General features: G+C 68.6%; 27 protein-coding genes and 2 pseudogenes. 16 read left to right on the plus strand and 13 right to left on the minus strand.

Annotated elements, in window-relative coordinates; genetic code table 11:
* The first annotated feature begins 702 nt into the window (after positions 1–702).
* The gene (locus ACQPXS_RS45290) at positions 703–966 is read left to right on the plus strand and encodes a hypothetical protein (RefSeq protein ID WP_433455265.1); all 264 of its coding nucleotides are present in this window, start codon (positions 703–705) and stop codon (positions 964–966) included.
* Positions 963–1,340 carry a PIN domain-containing protein gene (locus ACQPXS_RS45295; RefSeq protein WP_433455266.1) on the plus strand — a complete coding sequence of 126 codons (378 nt, stop codon included), beginning with the start codon at positions 963–965 and terminating at the stop codon, positions 1,338–1,340. Before ACQPXS_RS45290 ends, ACQPXS_RS45295 begins: the two co-directional genes overlap by 4 nt.
* Positions 1,341–1,449: 109 nt before the next feature.
* Here the strand turns inward: ACQPXS_RS45295 and ACQPXS_RS45300 are convergent, their stop codons facing one another.
* A complete protein-coding gene (locus tag ACQPXS_RS45300; protein WP_433455267.1) occupies positions 1,450–1,743 on the minus strand; it encodes a DUF6417 family protein in 294 nt (97 codons plus the stop codon).
* 179 nt (positions 1,744–1,922) lie between these two features.
* On the opposite strand from ACQPXS_RS45300, the gene ACQPXS_RS45305 reads away from it, so the two are divergent.
* Both ACQPXS_RS45305 and ACQPXS_RS45310 read left to right on the plus strand, forming a co-directional pair.
* Positions 1,923–3,143 carry an RNA-guided endonuclease InsQ/TnpB family protein gene (locus ACQPXS_RS45305; protein WP_433455268.1) on the plus strand — a complete coding sequence of 407 codons (1,221 nt, stop codon included), beginning with the start codon at positions 1,923–1,925 and terminating at the stop codon, positions 3,141–3,143.
* Between the two features lie 69 nt (positions 3,144–3,212).
* Positions 3,213–3,464: a hypothetical protein gene (locus tag ACQPXS_RS45310; protein WP_433455269.1), complete on the plus strand. Its 252-nt coding sequence runs from the start codon at positions 3,213–3,215 to the stop codon at positions 3,462–3,464.
* Positions 3,465–3,742: 278 nt separating this feature from the next.
* On the opposite strand, the gene ACQPXS_RS45315 is transcribed toward ACQPXS_RS45310, so the two are convergent.
* Complete coding sequence (locus ACQPXS_RS45315) at positions 3,743–4,108, minus strand: DUF664 domain-containing protein (protein ID WP_433455270.1); 366 nt, start codon at positions 4,106–4,108, stop codon at positions 3,743–3,745.
* Here ACQPXS_RS45315 and ACQPXS_RS45320 point away from each other — a divergent pair.
* From ACQPXS_RS45320 to ACQPXS_RS45340, 5 genes are all read left to right on the plus strand, one after another.
* Positions 4,059–4,484 (plus strand): pyridoxal-dependent decarboxylase, encoded by a 426-nt coding sequence (locus ACQPXS_RS45320; RefSeq protein WP_433455271.1) that lies wholly within the window; start codon positions 4,059–4,061, stop codon positions 4,482–4,484. The two genes, ACQPXS_RS45315 and ACQPXS_RS45320, sit on opposite strands and share 50 nt — an antisense overlap.
* 350 nt (positions 4,485–4,834) lie before the next feature.
* On the plus strand, positions 4,835–5,281 hold the full coding sequence (locus tag ACQPXS_RS45325) for a hypothetical protein (protein ID WP_433455272.1): 447 nt from the start codon (positions 4,835–4,837) through the stop codon (positions 5,279–5,281).
* A 35-nt stretch (positions 5,282–5,316) separates the two neighbouring features.
* Entirely contained in the window at positions 5,317–5,676 is a 360-nt protein-coding gene (locus ACQPXS_RS45330) for a hypothetical protein (protein ID WP_433455273.1), read from the plus strand.
* A complete protein-coding gene (locus tag ACQPXS_RS45335; RefSeq protein ID WP_433455274.1) occupies positions 5,673–6,260 on the plus strand; it encodes a hypothetical protein in 588 nt (195 codons plus the stop codon). Before ACQPXS_RS45330 ends, ACQPXS_RS45335 begins: the two co-directional genes overlap by 4 nt.
* Positions 6,251–7,036 (plus strand): S1 family peptidase, encoded by a 786-nt coding sequence (locus tag ACQPXS_RS45340; protein ID WP_433455275.1) that lies wholly within the window; start codon positions 6,251–6,253, stop codon positions 7,034–7,036. Before ACQPXS_RS45335 ends, ACQPXS_RS45340 begins: the two co-directional genes overlap by 10 nt.
* A 20-nt stretch (positions 7,037–7,056) precedes the next feature.
* Here the strand turns inward: ACQPXS_RS45340 and ACQPXS_RS45345 are convergent.
* Positions 7,057–7,194 (minus strand): annotated as a pseudogene (locus tag ACQPXS_RS45345) (IS5/IS1182 family transposase); the annotation flags it as partial.
* A 1,129-nt stretch (positions 7,195–8,323) separates the two neighbouring features.
* On the opposite strand from ACQPXS_RS45345, the gene phoU reads away from it, so the two are divergent.
* Positions 8,324–8,992, plus strand: a complete 669-nt coding sequence (gene phoU, locus ACQPXS_RS45350) for a phosphate signaling complex protein PhoU (protein ID WP_433455276.1) — start codon at positions 8,324–8,326, stop codon at positions 8,990–8,992.
* 535 nt (positions 8,993–9,527) lie between these two features.
* Here phoU and ACQPXS_RS45355 read toward each other — a convergent pair.
* Positions 9,528–10,427 carry a LysR family transcriptional regulator gene (locus tag ACQPXS_RS45355; RefSeq protein WP_433455277.1) on the minus strand — a complete coding sequence of 300 codons (900 nt, stop codon included), beginning with the start codon at positions 10,425–10,427 and terminating at the stop codon, positions 9,528–9,530.
* A gap of 136 nt (positions 10,428–10,563) precedes the next feature.
* Here ACQPXS_RS45355 and ACQPXS_RS45360 point away from each other — a divergent pair, with 136 nt between their 5' ends.
* Positions 10,564–11,397, plus strand: a complete 834-nt coding sequence (locus ACQPXS_RS45360; protein ID WP_433455278.1) for an inositol monophosphatase family protein — start codon at positions 10,564–10,566, stop codon at positions 11,395–11,397.
* A gap of 40 nt (positions 11,398–11,437) precedes the next feature.
* The gene (locus ACQPXS_RS45365) at positions 11,438–12,034 is read left to right on the plus strand and encodes an NADPH-dependent F420 reductase (RefSeq protein ID WP_433455279.1); all 597 of its coding nucleotides are present in this window, start codon (positions 11,438–11,440) and stop codon (positions 12,032–12,034) included.
* Between the two features lie 150 nt (positions 12,035–12,184).
* Here the strand turns inward: ACQPXS_RS45365 and ACQPXS_RS45370 are convergent.
* Positions 12,185–13,254 (minus strand): IS630 family transposase gene (locus tag ACQPXS_RS45370; protein WP_433455280.1). Its coding sequence is split into 2 segments (ribosomal slippage): positions 12,185–12,768 and positions 12,768–13,254, totalling 1,071 coding nucleotides; the frame shifts between segments, so codons are not numbered across the junction.
* Between the two features lie 1,166 nt (positions 13,255–14,420).
* On the opposite strand from ACQPXS_RS45370, the gene ACQPXS_RS45375 reads away from it, so the two are divergent.
* The gene (locus tag ACQPXS_RS45375; protein WP_433455281.1) at positions 14,421–14,858 is read left to right on the plus strand and encodes a cupin domain-containing protein; all 438 of its coding nucleotides are present in this window, start codon (positions 14,421–14,423) and stop codon (positions 14,856–14,858) included.
* 1,373 nt (positions 14,859–16,231) lie between these two features.
* On the opposite strand, the gene ACQPXS_RS45380 is transcribed toward ACQPXS_RS45375, so the two are convergent.
* Positions 16,232–17,206 (minus strand): GlxA family transcriptional regulator, encoded by a 975-nt coding sequence (locus ACQPXS_RS45380; protein WP_433455282.1) that lies wholly within the window; start codon positions 17,204–17,206, stop codon positions 16,232–16,234.
* Between the two features lie 137 nt (positions 17,207–17,343).
* Between ACQPXS_RS45380 and ACQPXS_RS45385 the strand changes: the two genes are divergently transcribed.
* From ACQPXS_RS45385 to ACQPXS_RS45395, 3 genes are all read left to right on the plus strand, one after another.
* Positions 17,344–17,982: an HD domain-containing protein gene (locus tag ACQPXS_RS45385; protein ID WP_433456239.1), complete on the plus strand. Its 639-nt coding sequence runs from the start codon at positions 17,344–17,346 to the stop codon at positions 17,980–17,982.
* Positions 17,983–18,067: 85 nt separating this feature from the next.
* A complete protein-coding gene (locus tag ACQPXS_RS45390; RefSeq protein WP_433455283.1) occupies positions 18,068–19,279 on the plus strand; it encodes an MFS transporter in 1,212 nt (403 codons plus the stop codon).
* A 271-nt stretch (positions 19,280–19,550) separates the two neighbouring features.
* Positions 19,551–20,444 (plus strand): sigma factor-like helix-turn-helix DNA-binding protein, encoded by an 894-nt coding sequence (locus ACQPXS_RS45395; RefSeq protein WP_433455284.1) that lies wholly within the window; start codon positions 19,551–19,553, stop codon positions 20,442–20,444.
* A gap of 45 nt (positions 20,445–20,489) precedes the next feature.
* Here ACQPXS_RS45395 and ACQPXS_RS45400 read toward each other — a convergent pair.
* From ACQPXS_RS45400 to ACQPXS_RS45430, 7 genes and pseudogenes are all read right to left on the minus strand, one after another.
* A pseudogene (locus tag ACQPXS_RS45400) lies at positions 20,490–20,807 on the minus strand (putative quinol monooxygenase); the annotation flags it as partial.
* A gap of 51 nt (positions 20,808–20,858) precedes the next feature.
* Entirely contained in the window at positions 20,859–21,086 is a 228-nt protein-coding gene (locus ACQPXS_RS45405) for a hypothetical protein (protein WP_433455285.1), read from the minus strand.
* 13 nt (positions 21,087–21,099) lie between these two features.
* The gene (locus tag ACQPXS_RS45410) at positions 21,100–22,344 is read right to left on the minus strand and encodes an Nramp family divalent metal transporter (RefSeq protein ID WP_433455286.1); all 1,245 of its coding nucleotides are present in this window, start codon (positions 22,342–22,344) and stop codon (positions 21,100–21,102) included.
* Between the two features lie 44 nt (positions 22,345–22,388).
* The gene (groL, locus tag ACQPXS_RS45415) at positions 22,389–24,038 is read right to left on the minus strand and encodes a chaperonin GroEL (RefSeq protein ID WP_433455288.1); all 1,650 of its coding nucleotides are present in this window, start codon (positions 24,036–24,038) and stop codon (positions 22,389–22,391) included.
* A 41-nt stretch (positions 24,039–24,079) separates the two neighbouring features.
* Positions 24,080–25,105 (minus strand): NAD(P)-dependent alcohol dehydrogenase, encoded by a 1,026-nt coding sequence (locus ACQPXS_RS45420; RefSeq protein ID WP_433455290.1) that lies wholly within the window; start codon positions 25,103–25,105, stop codon positions 24,080–24,082.
* The gene (locus tag ACQPXS_RS45425; RefSeq protein ID WP_433455292.1) at positions 25,102–25,941 is read right to left on the minus strand and encodes an iron-sulfur cluster assembly protein; all 840 of its coding nucleotides are present in this window, start codon (positions 25,939–25,941) and stop codon (positions 25,102–25,104) included. Before ACQPXS_RS45425 ends, ACQPXS_RS45420 begins: the two co-directional genes overlap by 4 nt.
* On the minus strand, positions 25,938–26,972 hold the full coding sequence (locus ACQPXS_RS45430) for an amidohydrolase family protein (protein WP_433455294.1): 1,035 nt from the start codon (positions 26,970–26,972) through the stop codon (positions 25,938–25,940). The genes ACQPXS_RS45425 and ACQPXS_RS45430 overlap by 4 nt, the downstream gene beginning before the upstream one ends.
* Between the last annotated feature and the right edge of the window lie 12 nt (positions 26,973–26,984).

The following is a 26,984-nucleotide window of genomic DNA, read 5'->3' on the forward strand; positions in this document are numbered from 1 at the left end:
ACTGCCCCGGCTGAGGCTGGTCGTGGTCGGGGATGACGACGTCGGACCGCGGTCGTGCCGTTCCGACACCACCGACCTCTAATCGACCCTGCTGGAACGAACGGCTACTGCCCGTCCCTCCTGTCCCCCTTGCAGGCGCGGGGAGCGGTCTCGATCTAAAACTGACGATCACCGTTGACACCTGGGTCTCCGATCACTGCGGAGATCCACATGCCGAAGTCCACTCCCCCCACCCCGCCGCTTGACCGTGAGGCCAAGCGGCGCCTGGCGGTGATACGCCACGTCAAAGAGGTCACCGGGAACGGCTGAGCCGGTCATGACGATCATGCGGCAGGGCGAGGACTGATCAGATGGGACGCGGCCGGGGGCGCGTGTGTGTGCGGTGCGCCTTGAGGTGCTGGGGTTCCCATTGCGCGGGCTGTGGTCTGTGCGGGTCCTGCCCAGGGGGTCTGGGGCCTGCCGCTGCGGGCCTTCACGGGTGCGGAGCGGGGCGGTCGCGTCTCCTGGCGCGAGTGGGTGCCGGGGTTGCAGCCGTATGTGTGCTGGTCGGACTGCCGGGCCGCATTGCGCCATCACTTTTTCCGGGCTCCGTCGGTGCCTGGTGTGGGGACCTCGCCCGGTGCCGCCGCGGTCGCTGCCTGGTTCGCCGCGATTTCTGTCGTTCCCATCCCGGCTGCGTTCTACTGGCGGTAGAGTGGCTGTATGGGAGAGAAGGACACCAGTATCAAGACGACCCGAGAGGTCCGTGACCGCCTGAGGGTCTTGGCCAGCGAACGCGGTACCACCATGAACGACCTGCTGGCGGAGCTGGTGGCGCGCGAGCTGACCGAGGAGGAGAAGGAGCAGCGCGCGCAGCAGGCGTTGGAGGAGATCAGGCAGACGACTGGGGTGAGGGTTTCTGACGGCGCGCGGGCCCGGGCTCGTGCGTTCCTGCAGAGCCTTGGACGGGAGCACCACGCCGCGTGATCCGAGTCCTGCTCGACCACACGTGTATCAAGGCGCTCGCCGAGGGCGACGAATTCCTCAATGGCCTGTACGTGGAGGCCAGCTACGGTTACGCCGAGATCGTGATTCCGGCCCTGTCGGCCGTGGTCGCCGAGCGTGAACGACCGGGTGCCGGTCAGCACATCCTGCAGCGCCGCTTCACCACGGCCGACGGCTTCACCGCGGCTCACGCCCTGGTGGCCGGCGCCTGGCGCGAGGCGGACTGGCGCGTGCTGCATCCCGCTTCCGCGGTGATCGTGGCACGGCAGGCGGGGGAGGACGCCTCCCTGCTGTCCTTGGACCCCGGCCTGTACGCGGGAACCGGAGTCAGCCCGCTCAATCCCATGAGCCCCTGACCAGACTGCTGCTCGCCGGCGGGGTCGAGCTGCGTCAGCCCGTCGGCCCGGGTGCGGGTAACCCGATCGCGGTCACGCTCGCCGCCACACTCAGGCCGGCCGTGGGATCTCAAGGCAGTCGGGTCGGCTGCGGGCTGCCTGTCGACCGGTTCGGGCGGAAGGCGAGACCGTACTGGCGGGTGAAGCGGTTGACGTCCGCGACCGAGCCTCCCAGCGAGCGCAGGTAGAGGGTGTAGGCCACCGATTCGGTCTGTTCCTCGTCCAGGTACAGAACCCACAGATTGCCGAGCTGGCGCGCTGTGCGCACCCGCTCGGCCAGGCCCTCGGCCGGCGGTAGGTGCAGCCGGGCTCCGAGGTGTACGTACACGCGCTGCGTGTCCGTCTGCGGGCGGCGAGGCTTCACCGGGTTCCTCCGAGGATGCCCCGGCCTTCAGGCCGGGGAGGAATCGGGCTCCTGCGGGGCAGGGCAGGGGTAGCCGGATCGCCGTCAGGGCGGTCCGGTGTCCACCCCGGACGGCGGTGTTGTCGCCCACGATGATCGAGAATTCTCAACTGTCAGTGTTCTCGGGTAGGTTCGGATGTATGACGACAGAAGCGACCACGAAGGACGCCGGGCATGCCCGGTACACCTTCCGTGTGCGCCTGTCGAAGACGGCCAGGCGCCGGCTCGAAGCGGAGTGGGATCGCTGCCGCTGGATCTGGAACGAATGCGTGGCCAAGTCCCAGCAGGTCCACGTGCAGGGCACAGTGGGTGGCGAGAAGCTGACGTGTGGTCCGGCTCAGCTCGACAAGATGCTGACCGAGGCCCGCGGGGTGTCGCCGTGGCTGGCTGAGGGCGCGTCGGTGCCTCAGCAGCAGGTGATACGGGACTTCGCCACGTCCCGTGTCAAGGCGTTGAAGGACATCAGGGACCGGTTGCCGATGCACCGCCGGGCCCAGATGCCCAGGTGGAAGAAGAAGCGGGAGGCGCGGCCCAGCCTGAACTACACCAAGCGCGGTTTCCGCCTCAGGGACGGCCGCCTGCACCTTGCGGGCCAGATCGTGGTGAGGGTGGTGTGGTCGCGGGACCTTCCGGCGGATCCGTCGAGTGTGCGGGTGTACCAGGACACGCTCGGACATTGGTACGTGTCCTTCGTCGTCCCGGCTCAGGTTGAGCCGCTCTGTGAGACCGGCCGCGTCCTGGGCGTGGACTGGGGTGTGAAGGAGACCGCTACCACCACCGACGACGCCTACGATCTGCCGCATGCCGAGCACGGCAGGCGGGCCGCGCAGCGGCTGGCGAGGTACCAGCGGATGATGGCCCGGCGGCGTCCTCCGAAGGGACGGCCCGCATCCGCCGGCTACCGGCAGGCCCGGGCACAGGCGGCGAAGCTGCACAAGAAGATCGCGAGGCAGCGGGAGGACACCGGCCGCAAGTGGGCCAAGCGGGTGATGCGCGGCCACGACGGGGTTGCGGTGGAGGACTTCAGGCCGAAGTTCCTGGCGAAGACCACCATGGCCCGCAAGGCGGCCGATGCCGCCATCGCCGCGACGAAGCGTGCCCTGGTCGAGATGGGCCACAAACACGGGCGGGACGTCCGTCTTGTGCACCCGGCGCACACCACGATGGACTGCGCGCAGTGCGGAGCGAGAACCAAGCACGCACTACCTCTGTCGATGAGAACGTATACCTGCACCGCGTGCGCGGCCGTGTCCCCCAGGGACAAGAACTCCGCCCGCGTGATGCTGGTCCGGGCAGGTTGGAACCCGGACGGTGCCGAGGGCGTAAGACCACCGGGGCCGCCGGCTCCGGCGGCGGCCTGAGCCGTAAATCCCCGCTCAGCCTGGAGGGTGGAGAATCCCCTTCCCTTCAGGGAGGGGAGCCTTCAACAATTGCTCGACGGCGGCGGGGCCTTCGGGTCGGTGCTCGGTGGGGCTGGCCTCGGCGTAGAGCAGTGCATCCTGGCCGTGCCCCGTGAGCCGGGCTGCCCAGACGACGGGCCTTCCTTCGTGGGCGGACAACTCCGCACGCATCACCGGATCGGCCAGCTCGACCAGGCCGTGCCCGGCCGCGGCTTCCACTGCCTTGTGATGGTCGGGGCGCAGCGCGCCGAACAGTACCCAGCCACGCTGGCTGCCTCCTGATGGTCGCGCAGGACCCGCAGCGTCTCGAGCAAGGCCTTCCCGCCGCGCATACGCCCTCCCTGCCATCGTGCCGCTGACGCCGGTGAGATGACGGTAGAAGCCGACCTGCCAGGCGCGGGGCCGAAACCCCGAAAGATCATCGGCTCGGTGACGGCCCGGCACAGACGCCGTGACGAGCCGGCCCGCTTTTTTGCTTGCCCCAGGCCGTCGTGCTGCGACCGGCCGGGTGCTCCCGTACCCCCGGGGGCCGGTCAGGGGGCCCGGCCCTCGGCCGTCCCCTACTGTTCGGCGATTGTGTCGATGCGTTCGCGGAGGAGGTCGGCGTGGCCGTTGTGCCGCGCGTACTCCTCGATCATGTGGGTGAGGATGTAGCGGAGGGAGAAGACGTCGTCTTCGTAGCGTCCGGTGGCGTCGGGGGACTGGGCGGCATCCACGATGTTGCGGGATCGGGCGCACTCCTTGTGCCAGATCGCGAACGCCTCTAACGGGTCTGCGGTGTCGACGGCGAAAGCGCCGCCGTCGCTTCGGGGCCAGTGCACATCGCTGTGCTCGCCGTTGAACACGTTCCGGAACCAGGTCCGTTCGACGTCAGCTATGTGCCGGACGGGGCCGAGCAGCGACAAGCCCGAGCTGTGGCTGCACATCGACGGTGGCTACGGCGCGCTGTTCGTGTTGACCCAACGCAAGCGCGAAGCATTCGCCGCGTGCGCCCGGGCGGACTCCATCGCCCTCGACCCGCACAAGCTGCTCTTCACCCCCCTTGAGGCCGGCTGTCTGCTGGTCCGGGACCGCAGACTGCTGGCGAAGGCGTACGCGTTCTCTTCCTCGTACCTCACCGTCGAAGAGGATCCACTGATGCTCGACTACATGGACTACGGCCCCCAGCTTTCCCGCAGCTTCAAGGCCCTCAAAGTCTGGAGCGCCTTGCAGGCCTGCGGTGTCGATGCCTTCCGCCAGGCGGTGGATCACACACTCGACCTTGCGCGGTACATGGCCGGGCCGTCGCCTAGAGATCTTTAACGGCTGGGGTTACGAAGGAGCACATGCCCTTGGACGGGCCGTCGGTGCCGCGCCGAGCCATCGATCTGGCAAGGTCGACCGCGAAGGCTGGCGGCAGGCTGCTGATCGCTGCGACCGCCGCCTGCGACGTCTACGATGTGGCGGCCGCACCGAGCGGCCCCAGACAGCCGTCTACGATGGTGTCAGCCTGGCAGGCGGCCTCGTGGGCGCGGATTACGGTGCCGTGTTCGGGGCGGACCTCGGGTCTGTCGGCGGCCCTATCGGGTCCGTGGTCGACGGGATCTTGGGAGGTGGCGTGGTCGGCAGCGGCATCGACGAGGGCATCGTGGACGGGATCGAGGATCTTGTAGATGAGGACTTGGCTGGAGGGGCTGTTCAGAAAGGGGCGGCCCCGCACCGCGGATGAGATTTCGCTGGAGAGCCGGGCGGTGACCTCGCCCGAGGATGCGGCGGTGAGCCGGGCGGAGATCTCGCCCGAGGAACGTGCGGTCCTGCTCGTCGGAATCCTCGACGACCCCGCGGCGCGCGAGGATGAAAAGGACGACGCGGCGATGGACCTGGAGGACTTCTCCGGCCCGCTCGTCGAGTCGGGCCTGATCCGGACCATTCGCACCGAGGACTTCACCAGCGTGCTGGCCCAGACGTGCGCGGAGTCCCTCGGCGGAATCTGGGCCAGGACGGGCCACGTGGACCCCGCCTTCATGGCGGAACTGCGAGGGCCGGCGAAGGATGAAGTCTTTGGCATCCTCCGCATCCGCGCCCCGCACCTGCTGCCCCCTCACGCCCTCAATGGATGATTGGCCGTCAGGGTGCGGAGTGGGGTGATCCAGTAGTGCACAGAATTCTGCCGGTCGAGAATGCAGGGAGCGTCCCGCTGTGCCTCTTCGTCGAACCATACGGCGAGGATTTCTGGCTTGAGCCGGGGGAGACCGTCACCGTCTCGCCGGTCAGCGACGGCGTCAACGTCCAGTTCGCGGTGACCGTTGCGGACGAGCTGGTGAGTGTCTGGCTCTTCGAGGACGGTGATCCCAACAGGGTTGTCTTGGAATTCCAGGTGATCGATACGTCTGGCACCCCGTTGGAGTGTGGACACCAGCGTCACGACCGGCGAATCCCCGGACCGTTCTTGCGTCGGGGAATCAAGCCCGATCCCTCCCCTGACACCAGTACGAGCAGCGGATACAACCCGTGAAGCGCTCTTCCGCCGTTCGCGCAGGGCTCGCCGCCATCACGTCCGGACTGCTTCTGGGCCTCCTCACCGGCTGTTCCGGTACGACCTCCGCCGCCCCCGTCGCCTACGGCGGCCCCTTCGACGGCAAGGACCAGCAGCCGATCAACTCCGGTCAGGTGTGTGTGCCCGTCCCGACCGGAGGATCGGTCGCCTTCGGCGGCGACGACCTCGATAACTACGGTGATCAGAAGGCGGTGATCGACAAGGTCACCCTTCTCGATCCCCACGGCCTGCACCTCGTCACGGCCTTCCTCTTGGGCAAACGGTCCACCGACTACGGTTACTCCTCCTATCCGCCGCCCGCCGACTTCCTCTCGGCGGGCTGGGCGGCGCGGCAGCCGGCGGTCGGGGCGACCCTGCCACCCGAAGGCGTCAAGGAAAGGATCGTCTCCGCGTACAACCTGGTGACGGTGGTCAAGGTGACCGGCACTACACACGTCGGCATGCGTGCCGTACTGGTCGACTACCACGTCGGCACCAAGAAGTACCGGTGGCACAACCTGATCAGCCTCCAAGTGGAGACGAAGAAGAAGCAATGCTCCTGAGATCGGGAGGTGCCGCCCTGTGGGTGGTGCTCGTCGGCGGGCTGCTGGCCGGAGGGGTGACCCTCCGCGCCGGCGGCCCGCCGGCCCGGCCCGCCGTCCGTAACGTCGTCGCGCTGGTCAACGCCTCCGCGCCACGAAACGACCTCTTCACGGGCCAGTTCTGCGGCGGCACCCTCGTCGCACCCGACCTCGTACTCACGGCACGGCACTGCCTGAGCGGCCGCCGCGACGGGTCCATCGACGCGGTCGTCGGGGCTGACAACCTGTGCCACACCGCGCCCGTCACCGGCCAAGGCGTGCACGTCACCCGCACGCTGGCATACCCGGATCGCTCCGTGGACGCAGCGCTGCTCGTCCTGGCCGGCTCTGTCCGCGTGCCGCCCGCACGGCTTCCCACCCGGACATCATCCGTGCCGGCCACAGGCACGGCATTCGGCTGGGGACGAGACGGCTACGGTGGCGTGGCCCCCTGCCGGCGCTCTGAAGTGCCCCTCCGGTTCACCGATCCGCAGCGCTGTGTACGCGCCCAACGCGATCTCGGCATCGCGCCGCGCCCGCAGTGGCAGTTGTGCGCCCAGCCGGCTCCCGGGGCCACACGGAACACCTGTGCCGGCGACTCGGGCGGCCCCGTCCTGGCGACACCTGCGGCGACGACCATCACCGGCATCATCAGCTGGGGCCCCAGCTGCCGCGTCGACGACGTCGGCGTGTACGTCAGCGTGGCACCACTGGTGCCGTGGATCGACCACGTGGCGCACACCCAACCGAGCGGGTGATCGCCGTCCGGCGGCGTCCTCACCCGCCACGGCCGGCCGCGCTGCACGTCGCCACCGCGACGCCGCACCAACGCCACCAGCCTGGTGAACTGCGACTCGCTCAACCCGGAGAACGGCTCGATCCACTTCGGATCATCTGCTGAGCTCACCCCACCCACGCCCAGCCAACGCACCAACCGCCCCACCGGTTACGGGACAACCTCTAGACTCCGAGCTGTGCGGAGTCCCCTAGACAATCTCAGGCGTGCCTTCTGGGCCATGGACCGGATGCTCGGCGGACAGCAGCCTCCGACTCGTTCCCAGCGCTTCTCCGCTCGCCATCCGCTCGGCATCGGCGTCTGCACCGGGGCGCTGATCGCGACCCTCTGCACTGCAGGCGCACTCGGGGGTCATGAATCGTTGGGCGAGGCGTTGATCACGGGAGGCTTGGGCGCGGCTCTGGGGATCGTCTTCGGATTGACGGCTTTGGGAGAACGCCACAGGCAGCGCCGTCTCCAACGTCTGGGCCTCTGGAGCGCTCCCTCCAGCGATCGCCCAAGCGACGGGCAGAGGACTCCGGAGCCGGAGTAATACAGCAACGAAGTACAGCAACTGTGGCGACCACGGGCGACCGTCCCGAGCCGTCGTCACCCCCGTAATCAGGTCCGGAGGCCTCAGCGACCTTCCTGCCCATAGTTCGCATCGAGGGGGCCAGGCAGCGGGAACCACTAACGGCCCCGCGGTATCCCTGGGGCCGTCCGAGGGCGGCCGACGACGACAGATGACGGCAGTCGACTACAGCCCTTCCCCTGCTGAGCGCTGGTGGGTTGGGTACCGGCGCAGGCGCCCATCAGCGAAGCAGTGTTGAGGCTCCACCGACCTCGGAAAGGCGCACGTTATCGGGTTTACTCCGAATGGGTGTCGCCTCTAGCCTGCATAAAAGCCTCATAAGCCTCATATCACCTTATTGGATTACTGTGGGGGCTCTCATGGCCCATTCAGCCCACGCCGTTCCCCTGCCTTTGCCTCGCGCCAACCCGGTCCTGGCCCGCGGCTGCGATGTGTGTCTGGGGTGGGGGACCGTGATCACCGATGATTGGCGGCACGAACTGTGCCCGGCTTGCCAGACAGACGCACGCGAGGCCGAGCCGATTGCGGATGAGCCGCCTATACACGGGCACGCTTGACCACTGCCTGTCCAGTGGTGGCGTCGCTGGCTGTAAGCGACCGGTGCCCCGTGCGTGATGTGCGAGCCTTGGCAGCGAGCTAGGGCCGGCACACGCAACCGTGACTGGACGGGAGGACGCGATGCGGGAGGCCTACCACGAGGAGCTGGCGTCGATCAGCAAGGGCCTGGTGGAGATGGCGAACATGGTCAGCTCGGCCATGGGGATGGCCACGACCGCTCTCCTGGACGCCGATCTGCATCTTGCCGAGAGCGTGATCTCAGGCAGCGCGAAGGTTGATGACCTCCAGCGTGACTTGGAAGACCGGGCGATTGCGGTTCTGGCGCGCCAGCAGCCGGTTGCCAGGGACCTGCGGGTGTTGGTCACCTCGCTGCGCATGAGCGCGGACCTGGAGCGCTGTGGTGTCCTGGCCCAGCACGTGGCCAAGCTGGCCCGGATGCGCTTTCCCGAGAACGCGGTGCCGTGCGATCTGCGCCGCACGATCTTGGAGATGGGCCAGCTGGCGCAGCGCCTGATGGCGCAGGCTGCCGAGGTACTCATCACCCACGACGTCGATGCAGCCCTCCAGTTGGAGAAGGACGACGACCGTATGGACGAACTGCACCGCACCATCTTCCAGCACCTGATGGATGAGCGGTGGCATCACGGTGTGGCGACGGCCGTGGATGTCACGCTGGTCGGCCGCTACTACGAGCGGTTCGCCGACCATGCGGTGGCGGTCGCTCAGCGCCTGGTCTACCTGGTCACCGGCGAGCACGCAGACGCGCTGCCCACGCACGGGCCTGCATGACCTGCACCAGGCTCGGCAGGGGCCCGCTGGCCGGTTTCGCAGCGCATGGTGTCTGGCACGGGCAGCTGGCCGAGCTACGGTTCGGCCCCCATTCGGCGGGCGTAGCGTTGGCGGTCCGAGTTCCGGCGGCCAGCATGGGGTTCATGGTGGAACACGTGACCGTTGTGCACGGCATTGCTCGGGCCAGAACGCACCGGGGAGGATGGGTCGAGTATGAGCCGACCGGGCGTGCCGTGGTGCAATGCACCTGCGGTCTCTACAGCGGCATCGTGGCGGAAACCCAGGCAGTGCAGATAGCCGACGACCATCGCCGGACAGCCGCGGAAGCCCGCGTCTAAGAGATCGTCTCAACTGGCGTGATACGGCGGGCTGCCACTACGGCACGTTCCAGGCGGATATGAACGGTTGCCCGTCCTCAGTGGCAAGGAAGCTCAGAGTTCCGGGATGTGGGTGGCCCAGTAGTCGGCTGGCCGACGCGTCCAGGCCCAGCCACCGCACGGTGAGCACGCGCGCTAGAGATCTTTAAAGGCGTGGGTTACAGCGGGGGTGCCAACGCGGTCCGCGCCAGATCGCGTAGCCAGACGTGTGCGGGGTCGGTGTCATAGCGCTGATGCCATGACAGGTACACCGCGGCCGACGGCAGTTCGAACGGCAGTGGGAGCAGGGTCAGACCGAGAACCGGCGCCGCTGAACGCGTCGTCGATTCGGGGGCTGTGACGAGGAGGTCGGAGCCGCGCACGAACTCGAACGCGGCCCCTTCGGTGGGCGCGGTTGCCACTACCCGACGGGTGAGGCCGAGCTGCGCGAGAGCGTCGTCGAGGGCGTTGACGAGCCTTCCGCGCCGCGAGACGGTGATGTGCTCGGCCGCGGCGTACCGCTCGGCGGTGACAGCCTTGACTCGGGTGAGCGGGTGCCCCCGCCGCACGACGATGACGTGCTGGCTCTCAGCCACCCGATCGGCGCGAATGTCGGGTGCGGTCGGGCGGTTCGCGTTCGCCTCCAGGTCGACCTCGCCGCGACGCAGCTCGGGGGTGTCGATGCTCGATTCCGCGATGAAGCGCAAACGCACGCCCGGCGCCTGCTTGCGTACGGCCGCGAGAAGCGCGGGGCCACTGAGGGCGACGAGTGAATCGTGCCAGCGGAGTGTGAAGGTGCGTTCGAGCGTCGTGAGGTCGAGTTCGCGGCTCGGTGCCAGCACACCCTGGACCTGCTGCAGCAGCTCGTGCACCTGTTTCCGGACGGCGATCGCGTACGGCGTCGGGGTCATCGTGCGCCCGGTACGCACCAGGATCTGATCCCCCGTCGTGCGCCGGATCCGGCCGAGGCTTCGACTCATCGCGGGGGCGGTGACGTGCAGGCGCTCAGCAGCTCCGGCCACGCTGCCTTCCTCCAGGAGCGCATCGAGCGCGGCGAGCAGGTTCAAATCCAATTGCATGAGACTCATCCTAGCCGTGCTTTACATGCACTTGCAGTTAATGATGGGCCCTCCTACCTTCGAGATGCGGGCGCGAAAGAACACGGTTTTCGCCTGGTCCGCCTCATCACCCCCTTGCTCAGATGGGAGCACCGCCATGCCCGAGTCGATTCAGCCCACCGGAATTGCTGCAACCGCCGGCTCCGCGTCCGACGCCGACCTGCTCGCGCAGACCGCGATCGCCGTGCGCGCGGCGGCTTCGGCGCTGCGGGAGCGGTTCGGCGTCGTGGTCCGCTACCAGACCCGCGAAGAGCTGATGCGCGCGCTCGCCGCCAACGACGACGCGGTCCTCGACGTCCTGCGCCCCCGCCTCACCCTCCTGCGCCCGGACGCCCGCTTGGTGGAGGACGAGCTCGCGGGCGGGGCCCTGCCCCCCGGCGAATGGTGGGTCCTGGATCCGGCCGAAGGCAACGTCAACCACCTGCACGCCCTGCCGGAGTGGGCGGTGACCGCCACTCTCGTGCGCGACAACCAGCCGGTGCTCACCGCAGTTCACCTGCCGTTGACCGGTGAGACCTACACCGCGCTCGCCGGCGCCGGCGCCCACCTCGACGGCCGCCCGCTGCACGTGTCCCAGACCACGGACCTCGGCCTGAGCCTCGTGGCCACGAGCCAGGCCAGGCCGGACGAGGACGAGAAGGTCGTGCGGCGCATCGGCTCCTCGATCACCGCGATGCTCTTCGATGCGCTCGTAGTGCGGACATCCGTGCCTGCCACCCTGCACCTGCTGAACGTGGCCGCGGGCCGGATCGACGCCTTCTGGCAGTTCGCCGGGGCCCGCGCGGACCTGCTTCCCGGGGCTCTGCTCGTCGCCGAGGCCGGCGGGCAGATATCCGACGCCGAGGGCCGCCCCTGGACCCCGGAGAGCGAGAGCTTCCTGGCCGCCGCGCCCGGCGTGCACACCGAAGCCGTCGCCACGCTTTCCCGCTGACTCCCACCAGAACCACAAGCACCGGAAGGACCACATCAGCATGACCATGATCGCCGTTCTCGGAAACGGCCGCGTCGGCGGCAGCCTGGCCCTGGCCCTCACAAAGGCCGGGCACGAGGTGACCGTGGCGGACCGCTCACCAGGCTCTGCCGCCGACGCCGCCGGGACAGCGCAGATCGTCATCAACGCCACCCCGGGCGCCGGCTCGCTGGAGCGGCTCACCGCGCTGCGCGAGGAACTGCAGGGCAAGATCCTCGTAGACGTCTCCAACGCCACCGTCGACGGACCAGACGGACTGCCAGCCGACCTGCTCTACCCCGGCTCAAGCCTCGCGGAGCAACTTCAAGAAGCGCTCCCCGACACGCGCGTCGTCAAGACGCTCAACACGATGCTCTACACGGTGATGACCGCGCCCGCCGCGCTCGCCCAGACACCGACCGCCTTCCTCTCCGGCAAGGACCCGGAGGCCAAGCAGGTCGTACGCGGGCTTCTCGCCGACCTCGGCTGGCACCAGGAGTGGATCACGGACCTCGGCGGGATCGAGACCGCGCGGGCCGCCGAGGCCGCGATCCTGTTCGTACCACACGTGATCCGATCCAGCGGATTCGCGCCCTTCGCAATCTCGATCGCCCGCTGAAAGCCCGACGCAACTCTTTCAGAGGATGACCGTAAGACGTGGCGAGCCGGAGTGCCCGAAGGGCTGTCAGGGCGGTGGGTGTGTCAATTCAACGGCCCTGTCTCACATTCGGTGGTGACGGAGTGTGCCGCTAGAGATCTCTAACTGAGGTTACGGCGGTTGGAGGTCGAGCCCTGTCTTGGCGATGAGTCCCTCGATGAGGCGGGGGCGGTATTGCATCCGTTTCAGCCGGGTCTTCACCGACGCGGTGAGCTGGTCGAGGCTGTGTTTGGTGAGGTTGGCCAGAGATCTCTTCAGGTGCGACCAGACGCCTTCGACGGGGTTGAGCTCGGGGGCGTACGGCGGCAGCTGGTAGACGGTCAGCCATAATCGGGCGGCGATCAGCTCGCGCATGGTGCGGCTGACGTGCGTGTTCAAGTTGTCCCATACCAGGACGATGGGGCCGTCGAGCTGTTGGTGCGCGGCATCCAGCAGGCGGGCGTAGTCGGTCTCGGTGAAGCCCTTGCGGCGGCCCTTGGCGGGACCGCGGTCGAGGTGGATGCGGTAGATCAGCCGCGGCCGGTGGCCGGCCTTGGTGCAGATCAGCGCCGCCATGGAGACGCGCTTGGTGCCTTGGGCGGTGACCCGCACGATCGGTGTGTGGCCCCGGCGGCCCCAGGTGCGGGCCTTGGGCGGCCTCAGGCCCTGGCCGGCTTCGTCCTCGAAGCAGAGCCAGGCGCCCAGGTCCGCCGCCCTCTTTTTATGACGGGCCACTGCTCGTCCTTCCAGGCGGCGATCTTCGCCTCGTTGCGCTCGGTGGCCTTGCGGGAGGGGACCTGCACGCTCCAGCCGATGCGGTGCAGCAGCAGGTCCAGCCCGGCCAGGGTGTACTCGACGCCGAAGCGGCGGCGCACGATCTCAGCGATCCGGGCCAACGTCCAGCACTGGTCGGACCAGCCCGAAGCGGCCGGGCCGGCGTCCAACACGGCTTCCAGGTGGCGGAATTGTTCCGCATCGAGCTTGCAGCGGGCGCCGCCGGGGCCTTTGGAGACCAGAGCCTGCCGACCGCCCGAAGCCAACGCCCGCCGCCATCGGTTCGCCGACATCCGGGTCACCCTGAAGCGTCGGGCCACCTCCCGGTCACTTGCCCCGGCCTCGATCAAATCAGCGGCTGCGAGCCGGACTTGCTCACGCCGAGACCGTTCCTCGGCCGTCAGCCCACCGCCATCGGGATACCTCATCCTCCCGGCATAGCGCAGCCCACGACAGCCGTCACGACCCGACGTAACCCGAACCGTTAAAGATCTCTAGACCTCGGAAGTGGCTGTGATTCCCGGCTTCTTACTGACCTTTGCGGCATGTTGTCGTTGGGGGCTGACGATGTGTGATCGTCGCGGTATGCCGGGTGTGTGAGTCTGCTGTCCCTCACATCTGCAGCTGCCTGCATCGACGTTATGCTTGACGCCGAGCATGTTGAGCCTGGCCGGCGACGGGGTGGGTGGAATCGAACCAGCGTTACAGCGACTGACTCGATACCCAGGAATGGGACGCACAGCAGAAGCGTCGTTCGATCGATGCTTTCGTGTTCCACGATTTCAGGCGGGACCTGGCAGAAGGTGCTCATGCGGCAGGTCTGTCGCCGCATGAACTGCAACGGTGGGGACAGAAGCAGCCCATGCAGGGCTTCGGCGCTCTACCCGCGACGGGGCTGTACCGCGAGATGCTCCACAACCGGCACCTCAACAAGGGAACATGCTGGCAGAGAAACGACCTTACGGACATGATCTACTAATCCTGTGAGGCCGGGTACGCGGATTTTGTCGTCTGTGAGCGACACATGCGGGAGCCGCTTGAGCGAGGCATGAGACGGCTTGCTCTCCCCGCGAAGGTATTCCGCCGTTTGGACGAGGCAGTTTCAGCCGTAGGTGATGCCTTGGACCAACAAGTATCGCTGGTCGGCCTCGCCGAGCAGCAGGCGGATCGGGATCCTGGCCGTTGACCCTGGGTTACTACCTTTGATAGCGACGCGTTGGACCCCACCTCCGGCCCGCCACGGGTCTGCGCCAGCACCCGAGCGGCGCGTCACATCACAACAGGACGACGCTGCCTGATACGGCGCTAGATGCCCGCTGATGACATGGCGCGATGCGGTCTCGATGCCGCTGGCTCTCGGATTGTGGCCACCGCCGGCGGGGGGCAGGCTGGTGTCGAGACCGTTTGGGCGAGGCAGAAGGCACACGCCTGTCACGGATGCGGGCTGTGGCTTGTCCTCATGGCGAAGCGAGTTGTGTGAGCCGGGAACCGACGAACTTTGTCGCCGCTGAACGAGTGGGTCGGTACACCGGTCCGGAATGCGGTGGCCGACGCAAGATCGTCTATTCCGGGCAGGCTTACGGAGGTGTGGTAGATGTCCGCGAAGAACCCAGAGCAGGTGAGCGCCCACGAGGTCTCCTTGCCGCCCGAAGTCAAGTTGCTGCAGGAAGTCACTCCGCCCTTCTTTCCTGAGGGTGGTTCGGGAATGACCATCCTCGTCGAGTGGCCTCCCGGTCACCCCGGGCTCCCTCCGCATCGCCACTCGGGCCCGTCGTTCGGCTACGTGATGGAGGGCGCGCTCCGGTTCGAGCTCGAGGGTGAGCCGGAGCGTGTGGTCGAGGCCGGTGGGACGTTCTGGGAGCCAGGCGGTGACGTGATCCATTACCAGGACGGCAACGCGCTGTCGGACGCACCGACCAAGTTCGTGGTGACCATGGTGTGCGCGCCGGGTCAGCCGATGCTCACGCTGGTCGACGAGGAGGAGCTGAAGGAACGGGCGCACCTGCGCGCCCCGCGTCCCTCCGAAGGCTGACCCGCGAGATCGACAAGACTGCTGAGTCCGGATGCGGTCAAGCCGTCCGACTTCCGCGACGGCGCATCATCGCGAACGCACTGCCGCCGCCCGACGAGGGTCAACATGGCCCCGGCCGCAATCGGTACGGGTGTCGAACTCGTAGTGCTGCCGCCCGCGCCGGCTCTGACGCTCCCATGGAGGTCGGCCCGGACGCCTGGGCGGTCGATGACGTGTCGTTCCCCAAGGACGGCAGGATGTCGGTCCGCACTGTTGCCGCGGCACTGGCTGCCGGCACCGCGCGCACCACCCCGGCACCCGAATGGTGGGGGCGTGCCGCCCTCACGCGCTCAAGCCCGCTCGCCTCTTTTCCGGCCCGCCGAAACGATCGTGCAGAGATCGCTTCCATGGATGCGGCTCTCCGGCGGCGGGTGGCCGACCGTCGCGGCCGATCACGCCTGCGCGGCAGGCATCGGGGACGTCATCCTGCGCTGCGTCGTCGTTGACGCTACCGGCAGCTGCCCGCGTTCATGCACTCTGCTCCCGTCATGGTCCGGCTCGCCGGGGGCCAGCGCGTCGCATTGCAGGACCGCCAGGGCTGCGGGGACCTGTAGGGCCAGTGGTGCGCGGTCCGGCCGGGGGTGCCGGGCTGCGGCTGGTCTGTGGGTGGGTTCCGGTGGCGTGGTGCGGGAAGCGCCTCTTTCACTGGTGTGGTGGTGGGTGGTGGGTGGTGGAGGTGAGGGATTTGTTGTGTTGTCTGGTGATTGTGATGAGGCTCGTTGAATTGGATTTCCCCACCCTGTGCTCCTGGGTTCCCCAGACCTGCTCACATCTCCTCCACCCACGACGCGCTGACCTGCGGACGGACGCCGCTCGGCAGGGGCCGCCCGATAACCAGGATCTGGGACGGGGCGAACTGTCCAGGGTGAGAAGCCGTGTGCATACCGATCAGCGGGCTCGGGATTGGAACAAGGATCCTTATCGGATGATGTTGCCGGGTCTCGGCGAGGGCGTCCGCGGCGGTCGCGACTTGGACGATGCCGTGTGGTCGGCGCGTTTCGCACGTCTCGGTGAGGTCCTTGTCGCCGTGCCGGCGCATGCTGCGCGCTTGATCGTATAGCTTCCCGGCGTGCAGCGATGCGGTCCGGTGTCATGGCTCCGATGGTGCGGAGGTTGGTGGTCAGGGAGGCCGGGCAGGTTGAGGTCGGCCCGCGCGGGGCGGGCTCCGATGAGCAAGCCAGTCGGTGGACGTTCTCACTGAGCTCGCCCGGGAAGGCTGTGCTGCCGCGCGGTGTCGCGGATGCGGTGGACGAACCCGTCGTGAAAAAAATGGCACCCGGGTGGTGCAACCGCCTGTAACGCAGCGGTGTCCGTGCGGTGATAATTTCGCCTTACTACTCCTCCGCGTTGGCTCGGCGCGCTGTGCTGAAGCGGCGCTGATAGGCGGCGGGACTGAGCGACAATTCCCTCACGAAAACTCTCCGCATACTCTCGTAATTCGGGAATCCGGCAAGGGATGCCGTCTGCGTTGCGGTATGCCCTTGGTCGAGAAGAGCTTTCGCCATGTCGAACCGGATCATCTCCACGTACCGGGCCGGCGTGGTGGACAGCTCCTGGTGGAAGAGCCGCGTGAGATGTCGAGGGCTCACATTGAGGTGCTTGGCGAGTTCGCCGAGTGAGTGTTTTCCCCCGGGATTCGCCGTGATCAAGTCGGTGATTCTGCGGAGTGCCGGAGACCGGGGCGGCGGCCCTTGCAGTGGGGTGGAGAACTGGGACTGGCCGCCGGAACGCTGCAGATAGACCACCAGGGCGCGGGCGACGTCGCGGGTCAGATCAGGGCCGTGGTCCTCCTCGACGAGCGCCAGTGCCAGGTCGATGCCGGCGGTCACGCCCGCCGAGGTGTAGGTGGTGCCGTCACGGACGTAGATCGCGTCGGGTTCGACGCGGCTGGCCCGGCAGCGGGCGGCGAGCTCGTGCGCGACCTTCCAGTGTGTGGTCGCGCGCTTGCCGTCCAGGAGGCCGGCGGCGCCGAGGATGAATGCTCCGGTGCAGATTGACGCGACCCGGCCGGCCCGGCCCGCCAGCGTTCGCGTGGCCTCGACCAGATCACGGGGCACAGGTGTGCGTGGGTAGAGGTCTGCGCCAGCCACCACAAACGTGTCAGGAGCAGGCTCCGTGGCGGCGGCGTCGACCGCGATCCGGATCCCGATGGACGAGGTGACATCGGCACCGGTGGGTGACACCAGCACGATCTTGTAGTCGGCACCGAGCCGGTTCGCTTCCCCGAACACCTCCGCGGGGCCGACGACGTCCAGGAGCTTGACCCCGTCATAGACGAGGACCGCGACCCGATGCGTGGCGGAGCCCACAACCCCGCTGCCCGCCTGTCCGGATTCGGGTGACTCATGGCCGGAGCGAGGCAGCGCCGGACGCGGGGTGGTCGGCAGTGTGGAAGACGGACGCACCGTCCATTCGTAACACACCGATATCGGAAGGAGCAGAGGTCATGAGCGAGATCATCGCGGGGGTCGAGATCCCTGAAACGGCGGCGGTCGCCGAGGCCACCCGCCTCATGCAGGAGATGACCAGCCCCCTCATCTACCATCACTCCCGGCGCGTTTTCGTCTTCGGCGCCATTCACGCGCGCAGGCTCGGCGTGGAGCCCGACCCGGAGCTTCTCTACCTGTCCGCCATGTTCCACGACACCGGCCTCCTGACGCCGTTCTCCGACATGCAGCAGCGCTTCGAGGTCGATGGAGCCGACCACGCACGTAAGTTCATGCTCGACCGCGGTTTCCCGGCCACGGCCGCCGACGTGGTGTGGACGGCAATCGCGCTGCACACCACCCCGGAAATTCCCGGGCGGATGGGCCCGGAGATCGCCATCACGAATCTGGGGGTTCTGACCGACGTACTCGGCCTGGGCCTGAACGAGCTGGATCGCAGCCAGGTGGACGAGATCACCGCCGTCCATCCGCGGGGCGACTTCAAGAACGAGTTCCTGCAGGCCTTCGTCGACGGACTCAAGCACCGCCCGGAGACCACGAACGGAACCGTGAACTCGGATGTGCTGGAGCACTTCATTCCCGGCTTCCAGCGCACCACCACGGTCGAGCGCATCATGGGCGCTCCCTGGCCGAGCTGATCAGAATCCTGCAAGAGGCAACGTGATGAAACGTGTGAGTGGCCCTCGCGACGGGCGTCGTCTCGGGCGAGGTGCGGCCTTCGCCGTGCTGGCCTGCGCCAATGTGGTGATGATGGCCACGGCAAGCGCACCGTCGCCGATCTACCCGCTGTACCGGGAGCGTTGGGGCCTGTCGGTCACCATGCTGACGGTGATCTTCGCGGTGTATGTCGTGGGTCTGCTCGGCGCGTTGCTGACGGTCGGATCGCTGAGCGATCAGCTGGGTCGCCGCCCGGTGCTGGTCGCCGCCCTTGTGGTGGCGGCGACCAGCACGGCGATCTTCTGGACGGCCGACGGCGTCGTCTCCCTCCTGATCGCCCGGGTGGTGCAGGGCATCGCCACGGGGACGGCCACGGGCGGTCTTGCCGCCGGACTGGTCGAGCTCTCACCCAAAAGACGTCCGCAGCTGGGGCCCACGACGACAGCGGTGGGCACGAGTATCGGCATGGCCACCGGCGCCGGAGTGGTGGGGGTGCTGGTTCAGTCGACTTCACGTCCCGATGCGTATGTCTTTCCCGCCCTGACGCTGGCCTTCGTCGTTCTGGCCGCGGTCATCCTCACCATCCCCGAGACCCGCGCCCCGGGAGCGATGGGACTGGCGTCGTTGCGACCGAGCGTCCGGGTTCCCCGGGAAGCCCGGCCGCAGTTCTTCGCCTCCGTTCCCGCCCTCGTCGCGGGGTGGTCCGTCACGGGTCTGTTCCTCGCGCTCACTCCGTCCCTGGTGAGCAATGTCCTGCATGTGCGGTCCGGTGCTGCGGGCGGACTCAGCATCGCGGCGCTGTTTGTGGCCAACAGCGTGGGCGGGTTGTGGTCCGTTCGGCATACCGCACGGCTCGCCACCTTGCTGGGGGCGGTCCTCCTGACTCTGGGCGCGGCCGGACTGGCGATGGCCATCGCTGTCGCGTCGCCGGCCGTATACGTGGGCGGATCGGTCGTCGCGGGGCTGGGCGTCGGCCTGACGTTCAACGGCAACCTCCGCGCCATCAGCGCGGTCACCACCGCGAAGTCGCGGTCGGAGGTCTTCTCGGCTGTCTACGTGATCAGCTATGCCGCGTTGAGCCTTCCGGCCCTCGCGGCCGGGCTCGCGGCGCCCTCATGGGGACTTCAGACCACGGGCTACCTGTACGTCGGCTTCGTCGGGGTGCTGTCCTTGGGTGCGGCCGTACACGCCGGACGATCACGTGCTCACAGGCCCATGGCCGATCCGATACGCACGGGCTGGGAAAGCGGACCTCACAGCGAACGGACCCGCTACTGAGCGCGCCGCACGCCCTACGCCGACACCATCCCCAAAGGAGCTTGACACGACTTGCGGCTGCGGTGTCGGAGCGGGCCGGCGCCCTTCCGCGGAGCTGTCTTGGAAGATCCTGAGTCCGCATGGCTGCGCTGCATCCGCAAGCTGGAGGAGGTTGCGATCTGTATGGGTGATGGGCACGGGCCCGGACGGTGTGAGCAGCAGGACCGCTCGGAGCCGAATGGGAGAGGTACCGGCCCGCCGTTTTCGGTGTGGCCTACGGCTGTTGGGAAGTGTGGCCGATGCCGAGGATGTCACCCAGGCCGTCTGGCTGCGGGCGGCCGGAGCGGATCTGCAGGACATCGGTGATCTGCGGGCCTGGCTGGTGACGGTGGCCGCGCGCCGGTCGTACGACATTCTCAAGAGTGCCCGTTTGCGCCGGGAGGCCTACGTCGGGCCGTGGCTGCCGGAGCCGCTGCTGGCGGAGCCGGACGCCTCGCAGCCGGTACTCGTCGACGAGTCGGTCAGTTCGGCGATGCTCCTGATCATGGAAGAGCTGAGCCCGGCGGAGCGGGTGGCCTTCGTCCTGCACGATGTCTTCGGTCTTGAGTTCGGCCGGATTGCCGAAGTGCTGGACGTCTCCGTGCCGGGGGCCCGGCAGCTCGCCTCGCGGGCACGACGGCGGGTGGCCAAAGCGAAGCAGGCCACACCCCAGGCGTCGAAGACGGAGCCCGAACGCATCCTCGCGGCCTTCCGCGCCGCCTACGAGGCCGGGCACCTGGCCGGCCTGGTCAGGCTTCTGCACCCGGACGCCGTCTACGTCACCGACGGCGGCGGCAAGGTCTCCGCGGCACGCAAGCTGGACCTGCGACTCCACCGGCGCCCGCCAGACCCAGGTCGACCGCGACCCTTCCGGCGACACCTCCCACGACACCACGGCGACCTACACCCCGTCACCGCGGGCAATGGCCCGGCCCACGCCGTAGCCCAGGTCGATCCGACTCGGCCGGCACGGCCGCTTTTGGCTGCCTCGATCCGGGCCGTCCTCTCCCTATCCAACGAGTCGACCTCCCTGTCCGCGTCGGATACGGGCCGTTCGGAAGAACACTCGCGGGGCTGGCGGCGCGCACACGAAACATGCCCGACAGGGGATGACCGGAACCGGTTACACAGTCGAGCCATCGCATGAACTCGGAGGAACAAGGTGCCGCTCGGCACGCTCAGCCGCCGCCAGCGGGGTGAGCTCGGCCATCTCCGACCAGCCGGTCCCCGGGACCTCGACGTGGACGATCTCGGGCCTCTTCGCGATCACCTCGGGCATCCACGCCATGGCGGTCCGGAAGTGGTCGGAACGCACGTGCAGATCGCCGGCCTCCGCGGACTCGAACGCCTCGACGAGGACGAACTGCTCGGGCGTGTCGACGTTCCTGGACCACTCGAAGAAGAGGTTCCCGGGCTCCCTCCGAGTCGCCCGGGTGAAGTCGTCGACCAGAGCGAGCCACTGCTCGGCTCGGTCGGGCCGGACGGTGAACTTGACCACGATGAAGATCATGCCAGTGCTCCTTGAGGTCGTTTCGGCTCCGGCGGCGCGACGCCGCGCCGCTCACGTGGCCACGACCGCGACCAGTCCCAGGATCGCCAAGGCAGAGCCGACCGCCAGCGCGCAGGAGGCGTGAGCGCCCCACCAGCGCACCCGGGGCAGGGCCGAGCGCGGGATGAGGCCCGGGTCCAAGCGGTGGAGGGCGGCCTTGTAGAGGGCCATGTGGATGGTGCCCAGCACGCCCAGGACGGCCAACGGCCCGGCGATCGAGTGGAGTGCGGTCGTGGTCACGGTGACCTCCCGGTCATGACAGCGTCCTGACGACGAGGTAGGCGTTCAAGGCGATGATCAGCGCGGTGGCCGACGTGGCCGCCGCCATGGTGCAGCGGCGGTTGACGAGCTCGCCCATCAGCGCCCGGTTGCCGGTGAAGACCACCAGTGGCACCAGCGCGAAGGGGACACCGAAGGACACCACGACCTGGCTCACCAGGAGCGCGTGGGTGGGGTCCACTCCGAGCAGCAGGACCGCGACCGCCGGTGCGAGCGACACCAGGCGCCGCTGCCAGATGGGGATCGAACGGCGGAGGAAGCCCTGCATGACGATCTGCCCGCTGTAGACGCCCACGCAGGACGCGGCGAGTCCCGACGCGAGCAGGCCCACGCCGAAGACCGCCGCGGTGAGTGGTCCGTATGCGGTTCCGAACGCGGTGTGCGCGTCGGCCAGTGAGGCGACGCCGGCTCCCCGCAGCGGAGTCGCCGCCATCAGGATGGCCGCGTTCACGACCGCCGAGACGCCCAGGGCGACGACGACGTCCACCATGCTCATCCGCACCGCGAGCTTGCGCCGCGCGGTGTCCTCGCGTGGCAGGAGTTCCTGGGTGAGGGCGGAGTGGAGGTAGATCGCGTGCGGCATCACGGTGGCTCCGACGATCCCGACCGCGAGCAGTGCACCGTCCTGGCCGGGAAAACCCGGTACCAGGCCGCGTGCCGCCTCGGAGGCGTCGACACGGGCGCGGAAGGTCTGGTAGACGAATGCGGCAAGGACCACGGTCAGCAGAGCCGCGATCACCGCCTCGAACCGGCGGCGGCCTCGCTGACGCAGCATCAGGATGAGCAGCATGCCGCCCGCGGTGAGGAGCCCTCCCGCCCACAGCGGAACGCCGACCAGCAATTGCAGGCCGAGGGCGCCGCCGACGACCTCGGCCAGGTCGGTCATGACGACGACGGCCTCGGCCTGCAGCCACAGTCCGATCCGGGCCGGTCGGCCCAGTCGTTCCCGGCACTGTTCCGGAAGGCTCATCCCGGTGGCGATGCCGAGTTTGGCCGACAGGTACTGCACCAGCATCGCCACCGCGCTCGCCGCGACGACCACCCACAGGAGCGCGAAGCCGTACCGGGCGCCGGCCGTGACGTTGGTGGCGAAGTTGCCCGGGTCGACGTAGGCGACAGCCGCCACGCACGCGGGCCCCAGGAACCACGCCGCCCGCCCTGCCGGGAGGCGGTCCGCGCGGGGGGCGGCCGGTGACCGGGCCGGTCGCTGACTACTCATGAACACAACGGCCTCGCTCCCCTCGTGTCCGCTCCTGGTGCCGGTCAGTAGATGTTCGACGGCCGGACCATGCCCTCGGCCAGGTCGCCGAAGCCGGGGGCCACGATCGCCCCGGGGTTCTGGACGATCTCCTCGACCACCAGCGTCTCGGTGGTGAGCAGCAGGGCCGCGACGGAAGCGGCGCTCTGCAGCGCCGAACGCGTGACCTTCAACGGGTCGATCACGCCTGCGGCGAACATGTCGCCGTACTCCCCGGTGAGCGCGTCGAACCCGTGGCCCGCGGGCAGGGTGGCGACCCTGCCGTGGACCTCCTGGCCGTCGTAGCCGGCGTTGATCGCGATCCAGCGCAGCGGCTCACCGAGGGCGCGGCGGACGATGTCCCGTCCGGTGGCGATGTCTCCGGTGAGCTCCAGCCGGTCCAGCGCCGACGCGCTCTGCGTCAGGGCCGTGCCCCCGCCGGCGACGATGCCCTCCTCGAGGGCTGCCCGGGTGGCGGACAGCGAGTCCTCGACGCGGTGCTGCATCTCCTCCAACTCCACACCGGTGGCCGCTCCCACGTGGATGACGGCGACACTGCCGGACAGGCGGGCGATGCGCAGTTGCAGGCTGTCGCGGTCGTGCTCGTTCTCGGCCCGCTCCAGTTCCCTCTTGATCTGCTCGATGCGGGCCGACACGGCCTCCTCGGAGCCCGCGCCGCCGACCAGGGTGGTGCCGGACTCGGTGACCGTGATCCGGCGGCAGCGGCCGAGTTGTGCCAGCCGCACGGAGTCCAGGGCCAGGCCCGCGTCGGCGGTGACGACGCTTCCCCCGGTGAAGACCGCCAGGTCTTCCAGTTCGGCGACGCGCCGGTGGCCGAAGCCCGGTGCGCGTACCGCCACCGACCGGAAGGTGCCGTGCACGTTGTTGGTCACGAGCATGCCCAGCGCCGGGCCGTCCACGGTCTCGGCCAGGATCACCAGGGGGCTGCCGCTGCGGGTGACCTGTTCGAGCACAGGCATCAGGGTCTGGACGGACGAGATCTTCTCGTTGGTGAGCAGGATGTACGGGTTCTCGAAGACCGTCTCCATCCGGTCCTTGTCGGTCACCATGTAGGGCGAGAGATAGCCGTGGTCGAGCTCCACGCCGTCCACGAAGCTCACGTCCAGCCCGAAGGACGGCGACTCCTCCACGGTGACGACACCGGTCCGGCCGACGCGGCCCATGGCCGCCGCGATCGTCCCGCCGATCTCGGCGTCGCTGTTGGCGGACAACGTGGCCACGTGGGCGAGGTCCGAGGGGCCGGAGATCTGCCGGGCCTGCTCCTGCAGCGCGCGGACCACCGCCTCGACCGCCTTCTGGATGCCTGTCTTGAGGAACATCGGGTTCGCGCCGGCGTCCACCGCGCGCAACCCCTCGCGCACGAGAGCCTGGGCGAGGACCGTGGCGGTCGTCGTGCCGTCCCCGGCGACCCCGTTCGTCTTGTTGGCGACCTCCTTGACCAGCTGGGCACCCATGTTGGCGAACGGGTCGCGCAGCTGGATCTCCCGGGCGATGGTGACGCCGTCGTTGGTGATGGTGGGCGGCCCGGTCAGCTTTTCGATGACGGCGTTGCGCCCCTTGGGGCCCAGCGTCACCTTGACGGCGTCCGCGAGAGCGTTGACGCCCGCTTCGAGCAGTTGGCGCGCTTCGACGTCGAAACGTAGATCTTTGGCCATGTCGGTCGGTCCTCTCGGAGATCGCGGTACAGGAGCTCGGATCAGGGCACGAGGACGGCCCGGCCGCGGACCCGTCCGTGGTCCAGGTCGTCCAGGGCCTGCGCGAACGCGTTGAGCGGGTAGGTGACGGTGTGCAGGGTGACCTGGCCGCGCGCGGCCAGCACCATGAGCTCGGCCAGATCGGTGTAGGAACCGACCAGGTTGCCGATGAAGTTGATCTCGTTGGAGATGATGTCGATGGTCGGCACGCGCAGCTCACCGCCGTAGCCGATGACGTGGTAGTCGCCGGCCCGGCGGAGCATGGCCACGCCGTCCTCCAGGGCGCCGCCCTCGCCGACGAAGTCGACCACGGCCTCGGCGCCCTGCCCTCCGGTGAGCTCCCGCACCCGCTCCACGTGGGTGCCGTCGGCGACGACGGTCCGGTGTGCGCCGAGGGTCTCGGCGAGCTTGAGCGCCTCCGGCGAGCGGTCGACGACGATCAGCTCGGCGGGCGACAGGGCGCGCAGCGCCTGGACGCCGATGTGCCCGAGCCCTCCGGCGCCGATGACCACCGCCCGGCTGCCGGGTGCCAGCCGGCGGGCCGCCTTCTTCGCCGCGTGGTAGGCCGTCAGGCCGGCGTCGGCGAGCGCGGCGACATCGGCCGGCGCGAGCCCCGGGTCGAGCTTGACCACCGCGCGGGCGTTGGTCCGTACGAGCTCGGCGAAGCCGCCGTCGGCGTCGATGCCGGGGAAGGCGGAGCTCTCGCAGTGCACGTCGTCACCGCGGCGGCAGGCCGCACACAGCCCGCAGGTGACCAGTGGGTGCAGGATCACCGGGTCGCCGACGGCCACGTTGGTCACGGCACTGCCGACCTCGTGCACCCAGCCGGCGTTCTCGTGCCCCTGGATGTAGGGGAGTGCCACACCGGACTTCGCCTCCCACTGGCCCTCCACGATGTGCAGGTCGGTGCGGCACAGTCCGGCTCCGCCGACGCGGACGACCACATCGAGCGGTCCGGTGATTTCGGGCTCGGGTACCTCCTCGACCACGGGCGTTCGGTGGTATGCGTGCAGTCGTACGGCCTTCATGCGGCACCTCCTGCCGTGTCCGCGGTGGTGTCGTGGGGTGTCGTGGCCGTGAAGCCGGCCGCCGAGCCGGACGCAGGGCCGTAGCGGGCGGCGAGCAGGCCCTCGCAGATCTCGGTGTTGGCGCCGATGCCCACCGCCGTGGTGCGGCACCGCCTCAGGTGGGCTTCCATGTCGACGGCGAGGACCGGGTGCCCGTGCTCGTCGGTGAAGACGGGATCGACGCCGTCGGCGGGCAGGCCGAGCGCCCTGCGCCGGCGCACCAGGGTGGTGGTGAGCCGGTCGGGCAGGTCGTGCAGACGGGCTCCGGCCAACTGGCAGGCGGTCCAGCCGCGTTCGGTGAGCCGCCGCCCGAGGCGTGCCTGCGCGGCCAGAGCGCCCTTGCGTAGGAAGGTCCGGCGCAGCTCGTCCAGCCGGTCGGGGTCGGACAGCAGCGGGAACGCCTCGGCGAACTCCCGGCCGTGGGCCACCCCTTGGTTGATCTCGTCGGAGGCGAAGTGGTCCTCCAGGACGACCGTCACCTCGGTGGCCCACGGCAGGGCCGCGAGCACCCGGCGGGTGTCCTCCACCATGAGCCAGGCGAAGTTCGGGGCGCAGAAGTAGGTGGGCAGACGCAGGCGCGCGGTCACGTGGCCGCCGTCGATGCTGACGCTTCGGACGAAGCCGAGTTCAGTGACGGGACGGTCGAGTTCGGGGTCCAAGACGGTGGCGAGGGCGGCCGTGACCGCCTCGGACCGCTCCGCCGCGTCGGCGGCGTCCCTGCTCACGCCGGCGTCCTCGCGCTCGGCGGCGTCCCTGCTCACGACGGCGGCCGTGCTCCCGGCGATGCCCGGGGTCATGCCGGCACCTGCCCGGCGGACATCTTCTCCGGCCGCCCCGCGGGAGCGGCGATCTGGGCGCTCTCGGGCACCTTGATGTCGTACAGACGGGCCAGGTTCAGACCGAGGATCTTGCGCTTGACGTCGGTGGTGAGCACCCCGTACTCCGACTGGAGGTCTTCGGGGATCTGGAAGTCGACGAACTTCTCGACGAGCCAGCGCGGACTCCAGATGGCGTAGTCGCTGCCGAAGGTGACGCGGTCCTCGTCCAGCCAGTACAGCAGCTCGCCGAGGACCTGCGCGAAGTACCGGGGCCGGGAGTGGATGAACGGCATGACCACGGACAGGCCGGCGTAGACGTTGGGCTCCTGGGTGGCGATCCAGCAGAAGTCCTCCAGCCGCGGCAGACCGGAGTGCTCGACGATGAAGTTCAGCTCCGGGAAGGCGGTGGCGGCGTGGTCGATGTCGGCGACGTCGAAGGCGTCGCGGTTCAGCGGCCAGATGGTGGGGCCCTTGTGGATGTGTATGTTGCGGATCCCCAACTCGGCGCACTTGGCGAGGTAGTCCTGCGCTCCCGGGTCGGTGAGCTTCCAGCCCTTGGAACTACCGCGCCACTCGGCGGTGTAGAGCTTGACCCCGCGCAGCTGCCACTGGGTCGCCAGCCGCTCCAGCTCGGCCAGTCCCGCCTCGCCGGCCCTGGGGTCGAAGGCGCCGTTGACGATCAGCCGGTCGGGGTGCTTGGCGGCCAGGCGGCCGTTGCGCTCGGTGGTGTTGAAGCCGTTGGTGTAGAACTCGCTGAGGTAGGTCGGCTGGAAGATGCCCACGTCCACGTAGCCGGTCTCGAACAGGTCGTGCACCAGGTCCTGCTCGGAGTACTTGCGGAACTTCTCCAGCGGCCACACCCACTCGGCGGGGGAGAGATTGCGCTGGTAGTCGTAGAAGCAGCGGATGAAGCCCTCGCCGTACTTGTTGGCGGTGTTCTCCTCGCTGGCGTCCCAGAAGTGGATGTGGCCGTCGACCACGAAGTAGTCCACGCCGTCCTTGGTGTACATGTGCTGCCTCGA

It is taken from the genome of Streptomyces sp. CA-142005, from assembly GCF_050942335.1.
Lineage (GTDB): Bacteria > Actinomycetota > Actinomycetes > Streptomycetales > Streptomycetaceae > Streptomyces.